The sequence below is a fragment of the Pseudomonas fluorescens genome, assembly GCF_004683905.1.
GTDB lineage: Bacteria > Pseudomonadota > Gammaproteobacteria > Pseudomonadales > Pseudomonadaceae > Aquipseudomonas > Aquipseudomonas putida_A.
The window spans coordinates 1107580-1120898 of the sequence record NZ_CP038438.1 but is presented as its reverse complement, the minus strand read 5'-3'; the positions used below and the strand labels follow the sequence as shown (position 1 = coordinate 1120898).

At 59.4% G+C, this 13319-nt stretch carries 12 protein-coding genes; 6 read left to right on the top strand and 6 right to left on the bottom strand.

Going from position 1 to position 13319, the window contains the following annotated elements; genetic code table 11:
- The first annotated feature begins 133 nt into the window (after positions 1–133).
- From E4T63_RS05015 to E4T63_RS05000, 3 genes are all read left to right on the top strand, one after another.
- Positions 134–1078 carry an ornithine cyclodeaminase family protein gene (locus E4T63_RS05015; RefSeq protein WP_135295007.1) on the top strand — a complete coding sequence of 315 codons (945 nt, stop codon included), beginning with the start codon at positions 134–136 and terminating at the stop codon, positions 1076–1078.
- Positions 1079–1228: 150 nt separating this feature from the next.
- The gene (locus tag E4T63_RS05005) at positions 1229–2356 is read left to right on the top strand and encodes an NAD(P)/FAD-dependent oxidoreductase (RefSeq protein ID WP_135295006.1); all 1128 of its coding nucleotides are present in this window, start codon (positions 1229–1231) and stop codon (positions 2354–2356) included.
- A gap of 92 nt (positions 2357–2448) precedes the next feature.
- A complete protein-coding gene (locus E4T63_RS05000; protein ID WP_098967310.1) occupies positions 2449–3075 on the top strand; it encodes a helix-turn-helix transcriptional regulator in 627 nt (208 codons plus the stop codon).
- Between the two features lie 100 nt (positions 3076–3175).
- On the opposite strand, the gene E4T63_RS04995 is transcribed toward E4T63_RS05000, so the two are convergent.
- From E4T63_RS04995 to E4T63_RS04965, 6 genes are all read right to left on the bottom strand, one after another.
- On the bottom strand, positions 3176–3952 hold the full coding sequence (locus E4T63_RS04995) for an ABC transporter substrate-binding protein (protein ID WP_096795178.1): 777 nt from the start codon (positions 3950–3952) through the stop codon (positions 3176–3178).
- 283 nt (positions 3953–4235) lie between these two features.
- Positions 4236–4688, bottom strand: coding sequence for a molybdopterin synthase catalytic subunit MoaE (gene moaE, locus E4T63_RS04985; protein ID WP_007965204.1), 453 nt, complete (start codon positions 4686–4688; stop codon positions 4236–4238).
- Positions 4689–4691: 3 nt separating this feature from the next.
- Entirely contained in the window at positions 4692–4934 is a 243-nt protein-coding gene (gene moaD, locus E4T63_RS04980; RefSeq protein ID WP_098967306.1) for a molybdopterin converting factor subunit 1, read from the bottom strand.
- On the bottom strand, positions 4931–5404 hold the full coding sequence (gene moaC, locus E4T63_RS04975) for a cyclic pyranopterin monophosphate synthase MoaC (protein WP_027610932.1): 474 nt from the start codon (positions 5402–5404) through the stop codon (positions 4931–4933). Before moaC ends, moaD begins: the two co-directional genes overlap by 4 nt.
- A 237-nt stretch (positions 5405–5641) precedes the next feature.
- Entirely contained in the window at positions 5642–7036 is a 1395-nt protein-coding gene (locus E4T63_RS04970; protein ID WP_027610931.1) for a PhoH family protein, read from the bottom strand.
- Positions 7037–7373: 337 nt separating this feature from the next.
- Positions 7374–8450 carry a polysaccharide deacetylase family protein gene (locus E4T63_RS04965; protein ID WP_431188391.1) on the bottom strand — a complete coding sequence of 359 codons (1077 nt, stop codon included), beginning with the start codon at positions 8448–8450 and terminating at the stop codon, positions 7374–7376.
- Between the two features lie 373 nt (positions 8451–8823).
- Between E4T63_RS04965 and yaaA the strand changes: the two genes are divergently transcribed.
- From yaaA to alg8, 3 genes are all read left to right on the top strand, one after another.
- Positions 8824–9603: a peroxide stress protein YaaA gene (gene yaaA, locus E4T63_RS04960; RefSeq protein WP_108181747.1), complete on the top strand. Its 780-nt coding sequence runs from the start codon at positions 8824–8826 to the stop codon at positions 9601–9603.
- A gap of 811 nt (positions 9604–10414) precedes the next feature.
- Positions 10415–11731: a nucleotide sugar dehydrogenase gene (locus tag E4T63_RS04955; RefSeq protein WP_047601441.1), complete on the top strand. Its 1317-nt coding sequence runs from the start codon at positions 10415–10417 to the stop codon at positions 11729–11731.
- Between the two features lie 83 nt (positions 11732–11814).
- Positions 11815–13296, top strand: coding sequence for a mannuronan synthase (gene alg8, locus E4T63_RS04950; RefSeq protein ID WP_167797061.1), 1482 nt, complete (start codon positions 11815–11817; stop codon positions 13294–13296).
- Positions 13297–13319: the final 23 nt, after the last annotated feature.

The following is a 13319-nucleotide window of genomic DNA, read 5'->3' as shown; positions in this document are numbered from 1 at the left end:
CCCGTAACGCAAAAAGCGCAGCCGGCAACGGACTGCGCTTTTTTTTGCCCGGCGTTTTCAACAGGCGCTTGCGATAGACAACTAAAAGTCCATAATGGACAAATTAGTTTATATCCAGACCGCGGAGCCTGACATGTCCAGTACACCCTACGTGATCGACCACACCCAGGCCCGCGAGCTGCTGGCGCGCATCGACGTGCCGCAGATCCTGCGCAAACTGTTCCGCGACCTCGCCGCCGGCCACGCCGTGCAACCGGCGCAGCAACTGGTGGAGTTTCCGCAGGGCGCCGGCGACTTCATCAATTATCTGGGGGTGCTGGCCGAGGATGGCGTGTACGGGGTCAAGACCTCGCCGTACATCGTCCGCGAGCAAGGGCCACTGGTCACGGCGTGGACCCTATTGATGTCGATGAAAACCGGCCAACCGCTGTTGCTTTGCGATGCCGGCGAGCTGACCAGCGCACGCACTGCAGCGACCACCGCCGTTGCTGTCGATGCCCTCGCCCCGCTGAATGCCCAACGGCTGGCGATCATCGGCAGCGGCAAGGTTGCTCAGGCGCATCTGCATTACGTGAAAGGTCTGCGCGACTGGCAGAACATCAGCGTGTATTCGCCGAGCCTGTCGGAAGACGCTGAAACCCGGGCGCTGCTGAAAGAGATCTACCCGGGGGTGAAGATTGCCGACAGCCGCGATGTCGCCCTCATAGACGCGGACGTGATCATGCTCTGCACCTCGTCCGCCGGCCCAGTGATCGACCCGGCCAGCTTGAGCAAACCGGCGCTGATCACCTCGATCAGCACCAACGCGCCACGCGCCCATGAGGTGCCGCCGCAGAGCCTGAGCGACATGCAAGTGTTCTGTGACTATCGGCTGACCACGCCGGGCTCGGCCGGTGAGATGTTGATCGCGACCGAGCAGCATGGCTGGGACAAGTCTGCGATTGTCGGTGACCTCGCCGACCTGCTCAGCGAGAAAGTGCCGCGCCCTGATTACGACCGTCACGTATTTTTCCGTTCAATCGGCCTGGGCCTGGAAGACATTGCGCTGGCGAATGCGGTTTATCTCTTAACCCACTAACACCACAAATCCCATTGTGGGAGCGGGCTTGCTCGCGAAGAGGCCGTATCAGGCAACGCATTTGCCGAATGACATACCGCCTTCGCGAGCAAGCCCGCTCCCACAGGGGATCAGCGAATTTTCCAATATTGCGAGCAACTGGAGACTTTCATGAGCCAGGCAGATTTCATCATCATCGGCGGCGGGATTGCCGGCGCTTCCACCGGTTTCTGGCTGTCGCCCCACGCCAAAGTGATCGTGCTCGAACGTGAATCGCACCCGGCCTATCACTCCACCGGGCGTTCTGCCGCGCTGTACACCGCCGCCTACGGTACGCCGCAGGTGCGGGCGCTGACACTGGCCAGCCGTGAGTTTTTCGACCATCCGCCGAGCGGTTTCTGTGAGCACCCATTGCTGACACCGCGCGGCGAAATGACCGTGGACTTCAGCGGTGACGCCGCCGAGCTGAACAACCAGTACCTCAGCGCCAAAGCCACGGTGCCAGAAATGCAGCTGCTCAGCGCCGACGAAGCCTGCGCCCGTCTGCCGATCCTGCGTCGGGAAAAAGTCCACGGTGCGATCTACGATCCGACCGCCAGTGACATCGACACCGACGCCCTGCATCAGGGCTACCTGCGCGGTATCCGCCGCAACAACGGCGAGGTTCACACCGATTGCGAAGTGCTGGGCCTGACGCGCGACGCCGCTGGCCTCTGGCAGGTGCAAACCAACGGTCAGACCTTCAGTGCGCCGGTCATCATCAACGCCGCCGGCGCCTGGGCTGACCAGATCGGCGCGCTGGCTGGCGCCCAGGTGCTGGGCCTGCAACCGAAACGCCGTGCGGCGTTCATTTTCGCCGGCCCCGAGGGCGTGGACATTCATCACTGGCCGATGCTGGTCAGCCTCGACGAATCGTTCTACATGAAGCCCGACGCCGGGATGTTCCTCGGCTCGCCGGCCAACGCCGACCCGGTCGAACCGCATGACGTGCAACCGGAAGAGCTGGACATCGCCATAGGCATCTATCAGATCGAAGAGGCTACGACCCTGACTATCCGCCGCCCGACCCGCACCTGGGCCGGACTGCGCAGCTTCGTCGCCGACGGTGATCTGCTCAGCGGTTTCGATCCGCAGGTGCCGGGGCTGTTCTGGGTCGCAGCGCAGGGCGGTTACGGTATTCAGACTTCACCGGCCATGGGCCAGGCCAGCGCGGCATTGGTGCGTGGTCAGCCGTTGCCTGAGTCGTTGCAGCAGTTCGGCCTGAGCAGCGCCATGCTCTCCCCCTCGCGCCTGCGCTGATGGCCCCTGCGGATGACGCGCCCAACGGATTGCGGCACACTCGCAGCGCCCCCGTGCACGGGGGCGCTGACGCCGCCTGGAGCTCCACAATCATGACCGCCCCCGAATTCGATCCGGCCCTGGATAACTTCCGTGCCATCGCCGACGCCATCGCCACGCTGTTCTTTCCCCACGCCGAAGTGGTGCTGCACGACCTGCGCACGCAGAAGGTCGACTACATCGCCAACAACCTGTCCAAGCGCGAGATCGGCGACGACTCATCGCTTGAAGACATGCTCAGCGAGGAGGTCAGCGAGCGCAACATCGGCCCGTACGAAAAGCTCAATTGGGACGGCCAGAAAATCCGCAGCCTGAGCACCGTGCTGCGCGACCACGATGAGCGGCCGCTGGCGGTGCTGTGCATCAACCTGAATATTTCTCTGTTCGAGAATGCCAAGGCCGCGCTGGATCTGTTCCTGTCGCCGAGCAAACTGATCCCGCAGCCGGATTCACTGTTTCGCGATGACTGGCAGGAACGCATCAACACCTTCCTCCACGCCTGGCTGCGCGAGCGGCAGCTGAGCCTGAATCTGCTGACCCGCGATCACAAGCGCGAACTGGTATTGGCCCTGCACGCCGAAGGCGCGTTCAAGGGCAAGAGCGCCTCGAACTATGTGGCCAATGTGCTGAACATGGGGCGGGCGACGGTGTACAAGCATTTGAAGGAATTGAAGGGCTGAAGATCTGCATTGGCAGTTCCGGCCCCATCGCGAGCAGGCTCACTCCTACAGTTGGAATGCGTTCCCCTGTAGGAGTGAGCCTGCTCGCGATAGCGGGCTGTCAGTCGCCGTAAATGTCAGACTTGAAGTACTTCTGGGAAATCTTCTGATACTCGCCACTCGCCCGAATCCCGTCGATGGCCGTGTTCAACTCGCTGACCAGCTCGGTATTGCCCTTGCGCACCGCGATCCCCGCGCCCTCGCCCACGTACTTCGGATCCTTCAGCTCCGGCCCGACAAACGCATAGCCCTTGCCGCGTGGCATCGACAGGAAATCGTTCAGCGGGATGGTGTCGGCGAAAATCGCATCGAGCCGCCCGGCCGCCAGGTCCATGTAGATTTCTTCGTTATTGCCGTAGCGCTTGACGTTGATGCCCTTCGGTTCGAACACCTCGGTAGCATAACGATCGGTGGTGGTGGCGCGCTGCACGCCGACGCTCTTGCCCTTGAGGCTGGCGTATTGGTCATCGACCGTGGCGCCTTCCTTCATCACCAGCCGTGACGACGTGAAGTAGTACTTGTGGGTGAAATCCACCGACTTCTTGCGGTCTTCGTTGATGGTCATCGACGACAAAGCCATGTCGATTTTCTTCACTTTCAACGAAGGAATCAGGCCATCGAACTCACCCTCGACCCACACACACTTGACCTTCATCTGCGCGCACAGGGCGTTGCCGATGTCGTAGTCGAAACCGACGATTTCACCCTTGTCGGTTTTCGAAGCGAACGGTGGATAAGCGGCCTCGATGCCGATGCGCAGGGTTTTCTCGGCGGCAAACGAGCTGGTGCACGCCAACAGGCTCAGGGCCAGACCGGTGATCAGGGGGAGTTTCTTCATGTTCGTTCTCTCGCGGGTTGTTGTTGGTTTGGCAAGACGAAGAAGAGCAGCTGGGAGCAGGGAGCTACGAGCGGCAAGATTGAAGCTTTTTGTACTTGGAAATCCATATTGGACTTATAGGTATAAGCCGTCAATTAGGGAAGAGAGTGTGTCTGCGAGGTTTTTGGTGTTACAGATGGCCCCTTCGCGAGCAAGCTCGCTCCCACATTGGATTTGGGAACGACACAGATCCAATGTGGGAGCGAGCTTGCTCGCGAAGACGGACTTGAAGGCGCTATAAAAACTATTTTTTCCAGCGATCCGCAGCGGCATGATCACTGTCACGCCCCTCGACCCAGCGCGGGCCGTCACTGGTGTTTTCTTTCTTCCAGAACGGCGCGCGGGTTTTCAGGTAGTCCATGACAAAGGCGCAGGCGTCGAACGCCGCCTGGCGATGGGCACTGGCCGCACCGACAAACACGATCGGCTCGCCAGGCTCCAGCGCGCCGATGCGGTGCAGCACTTCCAGCTTCAACAGCGGCCAGCGCTGCTCGGCCTCGACGGCGATCTTGCCAAGGGCTTTTTCGGTCATGCCCGGATAATGCTCGAGGAACATACCCGCCACATCCAGACCGTCGTTGAAGTCGCGCACGTAGCCGACAAAACTCACCACCGCGCCGACACCGACATTCGCCGCGTGCATCGCGTTGACTTCAGCGCCGGGATCGAACGCCGTGGACTGCACCCGAATCGCCATGCCTCAGCCTCCGGTCACGGTGGGGAAAAACGCCACTTCGTCGCCATCGCTCACCGGCTCGTCGAGCGGGCACAGGTCTTCGTTGCGTGCGCACATCAGGTTCTGTTCGCTCAGCACTTCGGCGCCCTCGCGTTGCGCGAGCAGCGCACGCACAGCGTCGACCGTGGCGAAATCGCCTTCGACCTCCACCGAGTCCACCCCCAGCGCTTCACGATAACGGGCAAAGAATTTAACCGTCAGCTTCATGGCTGCTCCGCCTGAAAATGCCCGCTCTTGCCGCCGACCTTCTCCAGCAGACGCACGCTTTCGATGATCATGCCGCGATCCACCGCTTTGCACATGTCATAGATGGTCAGTGCGGCGACGCTGGCAGCGGTCAGTGCTTCCATCTCGACGCCGGTCTGCCCCGACAGCTTGCAGCGGGCGACGATGCGCACACTGTCGTCACCTTCAGCGCTGAGTTCAACCTTGACCCCGGTCAGCATCAGCGGATGGCACAGCGGGATCAGATCACTGGTTTTCTTCGCCGCCTGAATGCCGGCAATGCGCGCCACGGCAAACACGTCGCCCTTGGGATGGCCGCCGCTAACGATCATCTGCAGGGTTTCGGGGAGCATGCGCACCAGCGCTTGGGCCGTCGCCTCACGGAACGTCACGGCTTTTTCGGTGACGTCGACCATGTTGGCGCGACCTTGGGAATCGAGATGAGTCAGCACGGGATTACTCCTGATCAGGAGCAGGGATTGTAAACCTGTGGGTCAAATTTCCGCATCACTGATTATGAATTCACCACTATCCCCTGTGGGAGCGGGCTTGCTCGCGAAAGCGGTGTATCAGGCACACATTTGGTGGCTGACACACCGCTTTCGCGAGCAAGCCCGCTCCCACATTGGGTGATGTGTTCATCCATAAAAAACGGGCGGCTGTCAGGCCGCCCGTTTTCTGGTGGAGGGTTACAAATGCGATTCGGCGTATTCGGCCAGAATCGAGCGTGGCACCCCTTGCAGGGTGATGTGCACCCCGTTGGGGAAATCCTTGAAGCGTTCGGTCAGGTAGGTCAGCCCGGAACTGGTCGCGGACAGGTAAGGGGTGTCGATCTGTGCCAGGTTGCCCAGGCACACCACTTTGGAACCGGCACCGGCCCGGGTGATGATGGTTTTCATCTGGTGCGGCGTGAGGTTCTGGCATTCGTCGATCAGGATCAGGCTCTGCTGGAAGCTGCGACCACGAATGTAGTTGAGCGATTTGAACTGCAACGGCACTTTGCTGAGGATGTAATCGACGCTGCCATGGGTGTTTTCGTCATCCATGTGCAAGGCTTCGAGGTTGTCGGTGATGGCGCCCAGCCAAGGTTCCATTTTTTCCGCTTCAGTACCCGGCAGGAAGCCGATTTCCTGGTCCAGGCCCTGCACGCTGCGGGTCGCGATAATGCGGCGATAGCGTTTGCTGACCATGGTCTGCTCGATCGCCGCGGCCAGTGCCAGAATGGTTTTGCCGGAACCGGCGGCACCCGACAGGTTGACCAGGTGGATATCCGGATCCAGCAGCGCATACAGCGCCAGGCTCTGATAGATGTCCCGTGGCTTGAGACCCCAGGCTTCTTGGTGCAGCAGCGGTTCCTGATGCAGGTCGAGGATCAGCAGCTTGTCTTCCTGGATTTCCTTGATCCAGCCGACAAAGCCTTGTTCGTCAATGATGAACTCGTTGATGTGCACCGCCGGCAGGTTGTCGATCAACTGCACCTGATGCCAGGTGCGGCCGTGATCCTGACGGGTTTCGACCTTGCTCACGCGGTCCCAGAAGGAGCCGGTCATGTTGTGGTAGCCGTTGGGCAGCAGGGACACGTCATCGACCAACTGGTCGGTGCTGTAGTCCTCGGCATCGATCCCGCAGGCGCGCGCCTTGAGGCGCATGTTGATGTCTTTGGTGACCAGCACCACGGCCTTCTTCGGATCACGGGTGTGCAGGTCGATCAACTGGTTGATGATTTTGTTGTCGTTCAGATGCTCGGGCAGAATCAGGTTCGACTCGGCCTGTTTGCTCATCAGAATTGACAGCAAGCCCTTCGGCCCGCCCTTGCCGCGCTGGATCGGCACACCCAGCTCGACGTCCTCGGGGGAGGCATCGCCCAGGGTCTTGTCGATCAGGCGGATCGCCTGGCGGCATTCGGCAGCAACGCTGTGATGGCCGCTCTTGAGCTTGTCCAGCTCTTCGAGCACGGTCATCGGGATCGCGACGTGGTGTTCTTCGAAATTCAGCAGGGCATTTGGATCGTGAATCAATACGTTGGTATCGAGTACATAAAGGATTGGCTGGTTGGAAGAAGGGCTACGTCCGTGATCATCCATACTCGGTCACCTTTGTGGGAGCCATTCGACGCAATACCTGGGCGGTGCTGCGCCTCGAAGTGACTGCCGAATTCATCCACGAGGGCCTGGATGAACTGCACACAAAAGGAGTCTTGGAAGACGCCACCTGTGTTGCAGGTTTCGGCGGTCTGTCTTCGTAATACTCCAAAACCCATGACATAAAAAAGCACTTTGACGGTTTTTTTAAGTTTATTTTGCAGAGTGACGAAAAGCCCTTGGCGGACCGTCCAGACCCCGCTAAAGTCGGAAGTCCGCCTGCATCGAATTCTCTGGAAAAATCGCCCCAAGCCCAATGTTTCCGGGCTTTTTCCGTTTATCAGCGAAACCCGTCCTGACAGTCTTCAAAGCCGATGCCGCTTTGTGCAGTTTGCGTGATCAGCCACGGCAACGCGGTCTTCACCGCATCCTGTTTCATGTTGAAATTGATCACCCCGTGACGCCACAGCAGCATCAGGGTCAGCACCCGCTGCGCACTCTGTGCGCCCTTGAGCTTGCCGGCGCCGTCCTGGGCATCGATGTCCCACAGCGCCACTTGCAGGCCCTGATTGCGGAAGAAGCTGCCAGCATCACTGCGGCGCTGCCCCTCCGGCGGACGGAACAGTGGCACATAGTTCTCCGGCAACTTGTTCTTCACCAGATCGGCGCTGCGGCGCACCGAGTCCTGCCAGTCCTGCCAATAGCTGTGGGAACGGAACTCCCAACCCTGCACGCCCACACACTGTTTCGAGAACTCCGATTGCAGGTTGCTCACCGAGCGATCGGCCAGACGCGCCTGCACATCCTTGCCCAACAGGAAGAACGTGCCGCTGAGATTGGATTTGCGCAGGTAGTCGGCAATCCAGTCGGTGTTGTCCGGCTGCAGATTGGCGGCGCTGTCGAAGCTCAGCAGAAACAGTCGATCGTGCATCTCGTCGCCATTGCGCTCGTAGTCGCCGAATTGATCGACTTCGCTGCTGGTTTGCGGTGACAGCGCGGCCTTGCGCATCAGCTCGTCCAGATACTGCAGATGAAACAACCGGCTCGGCTCGGCCCACTTGGTGTAATAGCTGTCGTCGCTGACCACGAACTTGGCGGCCTGCTCGCGCAGGGTCGGCAGGTCTTCGACGAGGAAGCAGAACGAGGCATCCTGATCGCAGCTCTGCTGGGCGAAGTTGTAGTTGGCCAACAGACGTTCCCAGAGCCGCTGACGCAGGTGGCTGATCGCGTCGACGTTGACCGTGCGCAGCCCAAGGCGCTGGGCCAGCGCGGCCTCGTCCAGCGCCTCGGTGCCGAGCAGGCCCCGGGCGAACATGAGGATTTCCGCGCGCGAGGCGACGTCGAACAGCGTCGGGCTGCTCAGTTGCTCCGGCCAGGTGCTGCGATCCAGCGTCGCCACATCGCCCGGCGCCGCCATGGCCCCGAAGCTCAACAGCCACGCGGTGAATAAAAGAACAATACGCAAAGGGGTGTCTCCATAACCAAACCCGCGCGGCACTATAGCTGATGTGCAAGCTTCAAGGACGCTGCCCTCACCCCAGCCCTCTCCCGGAGGGAGAGGGAGCCGATCTTCATGTTTTCAAACCTGAGTTCGACTGGATATTTCAGGTCGATGTATGACTCTAGAACAACACGGTCAGCTCCCTCTCCCTCCGGGAGAGGGCTGGGGTGAGGGGAAAATCCACCAGCCGTCGCAAAAGCCCGAGCTTCCTGATACCTATTACCCTCATAGCTGGAGTCCACTCGGCCAACCCCCTAGAATCGCCCCCACGATAAAAGGAGACGACTTCATGCTGATGGTGATTTCCCCCGCCAAGACCCTCGATTACGAAACACCGCCGGCGACCCAGCGCTTTACCCAGCCGCAATACCTCGATCACTCTCAGGAGCTGATCCAGCAGCTGCGCGAACTGAGCCCGGCACAGATCAGCGAACTGATGCACGTGTCCGACAAGATCGGCGGCCTGAATGCCGCGCGTTTCGGCAGCTGGACGCCCGCCTTCACCCCGGAAAACGCCAAGCAGGCGCTGCTCGCGTTCAAGGGTGACGTGTACACCGGCCTCGACGCGCAATCGTTCAGCGAAGCTCAGTTCGACTATGCGCAAAAGCACTTGCGCATGCTCTCCGGTCTCTATGGCCTGCTGCGTCCGCTGGACCTGATGCAGCCGTATCGTCTGGAAATGGGCACCAAACTGGCCAACGCCCGTGGCAAGGACCTGTACGCGTTCTGGGGCACGCGCATCAGCGAATGGCTCAACGAAGCGCTGGCCGATCAGGGCGACGATGTGCTGCTGAACCTGGCCTCCAACGAGTACTTTTCGGCGGTCAAACGCAGCGCCCTGAACGCCCGGATCATCAACACCGATTTCAAGGACCTGAAGAACGGCCAGTACAAGATCATCAGCTTCTACGCGAAGAAGGCCCGCGGCCTGATGAGCCGTTTCGTGATTCAGGAAAAAATCAACGATCCTGCCCTGCTCAAGCAGTTCGATGTGCAGGGTTATCGCTACAGCGCCGAGCAATCGAAACCGGACAATCTGGTATTTCTGCGCGACCACGCCCCGGAATAAAGCATGCCCATTGCACGACTCTTTCTATAAAGAGTCGTGCAGCTCGCACGACGTCAAAAATCCCTCGCAACATTTCGCCGTTTTATTGGCGCCATAAAATCGTCCTGCCCAATTCTAATTTTAGTTTCACTCGACAGCCGCACTTTTTTTCAGTAGTGGCACGTAAATTTTTTTACGGTAGTGGCACAAAACTATCTAGCTCGATTACGCACCGATTAACAAAGGCCCAAATCGAAAGTGCTATCAAATTGAGACCAGTGCCATCTTTGGCAATATTTCAAAAAATTTCAGATTTCGCGATGAGCGGGTAGGAACTATGTCCAAATGCATAGCTCATACCACCGGTAACGATTCTCGCCGAGTTTGTACGAGATAACTTACGCAGAGCGGAGAACCATGTAACCAAGTTGTCACAGCAACTTGCCTAGATGGTTCACTCATCTGATCAACTAACGATGGATAGGTGATACGCACCATAAACATCCTCTACAAGGCCAAGGCTGCGCCCCTGTAATTGTGCTCGCCTGAGCACCCAACCGCTTGATCTACGGGCCTTTCGTCCGACATCAGGTGGACTGAACACATGCACGAGAGTCTTCCAGCAAGAAGATCCGCTGCATAACAGGGCAAGTCATAACAACTAAGGCCTAGTTGCGCACATCTTGAGTGCACTTATTTAGACACTCGGAACTTAGTATGCCTGCACACGGCATTGTGGCGCCTGTATGCCGCACTTTCGAGTGCACTATGACCGCTGAACACCATTAACTCCGGCCATCTAATGGCTTGATAAAACACAGAGGTAATTGCGATGCGCATCAGCATATTTGGTTTGGGTTACGTTGGCGCAGTGTGTGCCGGTTGCCTGTCTGCACGGGGCCATGACGTGGTTGGCGTCGATGTTGCCAAAGACAAGATCGACATGATCAACGCCGGCAAGTCGCCGATTGTGGAACCGGGTCTGGGCGAACTTCTGGCTCAGGGTATCGAGACCGGTCGTCTGCGCGGTACGACCAACTTCGCCGAGGCGATTCGTGACACCGACCTGTCGATGATCTGCGTCGGTACGCCGAGTAAGAAGAACGGCGACCTGGAACTGAACTACATCGAGGCGGTGTGCCGCGAGATCGGTTTCGTACTGCGTGAAAAAACCACCCGCCACACCATCGTGGTACGCAGCACCGTGCTGCCGGGCACCGTCGCCAACGTGGTGATCCCGATCCTCGAAGACTGCTCGGGCAAGAAGGCCGGTGTCGATTTCGGCGTCGCGGTCAACCCGGAATTCCTGCGTGAATCCACCGCGATCAAGGACTACGACCTGCCACCGATGACCGTCATCGGCGAGTTCGACAAGGCCTCGGGCGACGTTCTGCAATCGCTGTACGAAGAACTCGACGCGCCGATCATCCGCAAGGACATCGCGGTCGCCGAGATGATCAAGTACACCTGCAACGTCTGGCACGCAACCAAGGTCACCTTCGCCAACGAGATCGGCAACATCGCCAAAGCGGTCGGCGTCGATGGTCGTGAAGTGATGGACGTGGTCTGCCAGGACAAGACCCTCAACCTGTCCCAGTACTACATGCGCCCGGGCTTCGCCTTCGGTGGTTCGTGCCTGCCCAAAGACGTGCGCGCCCTGACCTACCGCGCAGGTTCGCTGGACGTCGAAGCGCCGCTGCTCAACTCGCTGATGCGCAGCAACGAATCGCAAGTGCAGAACGCCTTCGACATCGTTGAAAGCCACGACAAACGCAAAGTCGCCCTGCTCGGTCTGAGCTTCAAGGCCGGTACCGATGACCTGCGCGAAAGTCCGCTGGTGGAACTGGCCGAAATGCTGATCGGCAAGGGCTACGACCTGAGCATCTACGACAGCAACGTCGAGTACGCCCGTGTTCACGGCGCGAACAAGGACTACATCGAGTCGAAGATCCCGCACGTGTCGTCCCTGCTCAACTCTGACTTCGATTCGGTGATCGACAACTCCGACGTGATCATCCTCGGCAACCGCGACGAGAAATTCCGCGCGCTGGCCCAGGAAGCACCGCAAGGCAAACAGGTCATCGACCTGGTCGGCTTCATGGCCAAAGCCACCAACCCGGGTACTCGCACTGAAGGTATCTGCTGGTAAAGCAGCGCCAAGCGACAAGCCTCGAGCTGCAAGCAAAGCGTTTCGCTTGCAGCTCGAAGCCTCTCTTACCTCGGATGACGTCGATGACCAAGCTCAAACATTTCTTTCTGCAATCCGCCGGCTGGCTTTTGTTTCTAAGCCTGTTGTTGGGCCTGGCCTTGATGCTGCCCACGTCCACGTTCGACTCCGAGTCGAAGGACTTTATTTTCCTGATTGGCGCCGTGGGTATCTGGCGCTACTCGATGGGTGCAACGCACTTTGTGCGCGGCATGATTTTTCTCTACATCGTTTACCCGCACCTGCGCCGCAAAGTGCGCAAGCTGGGTAAGGCGGCGGACCCGTCGCATGTGTTTCTGATGGTCACCAGTTTCCGTATCGACGCGCTGACCACCGCGCAGGTCTACAGCTCGGTGATCCGCGAAGCCATCGACTGCGACCTGCCGACCACCGTGGTCTGCTCGATCGTCGAAATGTCCGATGAGCTGCTGGTGAAAGCGCTGTGGGCGCGGATGAATCCGCCAGACCGCGTGAAGCTCGACTTCGTGCGCATTCCCGGCACCGGCAAGCGCGATGGCCTGGCTTATGGTTTCCGCGCGATCTCCCGTCACCTGCCGGACGACCGCGCCGTGGTGGCCGTGATCGACGGCGACACCGTGCTCGGCGAAGGCACCGTGCGCAAGACCGTGCCGTGGTTCCAGCTGTTCGGCAACGTCGGCGGCCTGACCACCAACGAGTTCTGCGAAGTGCGCGGCGGCTACATCATGAGCGAATGGCACAAGCTGCGTTTCGCCCAGCGTCACATCAACATGTGCTCGATGGCCCTGTCCAAGCGCGTGCTGACCATGACCGGGCGCATGTCGGTGTTCCGTGCCACCGTGGTGACCGATCCGGAATTCATCGCCGACGTCGAAAGCGACTCGCTGCAACACTGGCGCCTGGGCCGTTTCAAGTTTCTCACCGGCGACGACAAGTCGAGCTGGTTCAGCCTGATGCGCCTGGGTTACGACACCTTTTACGTGCCGGACGCCGCGATCAACACCGTTGAGCATCCGCCGGAAAAGAGCTTCATCAAGGCCAGCCGCAAACTGATGTTCCGCTGGTACGGCAACAACCTGCGCCAGAACTCGCGAGCGCTGGGCCTGGGTGTGAAACGCCTCGGCGCCTTCACCTCGGTGGTGCTGTTCGATCAGCGCGTATCGATGTGGACGTCGTTGCTGGGCCTGACCGTGGCGATCATCGCCAGCTTCAAGTACGGCGGCGCGTTCATCCTCGCCTACCTGCTGTGGATCGGCATCACCCGCCTGATTCTGACCCTGCTGCTGTCGTGCTCCGGTCACCGGATCGGCCCGGCCTATCCCGTGATTCTGTATTACAACCAGATCGTCGGTGCGCTGGTGAAGATCTACGTGTTCTTCCGCCTCGACCAGCAATCCTGGACGCGCCAACCCACTTCCCTGACCCGTGATCTCGCCAGCTTTCAACGTTGGTTCAACACCTGGTCGTCTCGGACCATGACCTTCTCCGCCGGCAGCATTTTCGTCGCCGTGCTGCTGATGATGGTCTGACCTGCCCCTATTGAATTAACAAG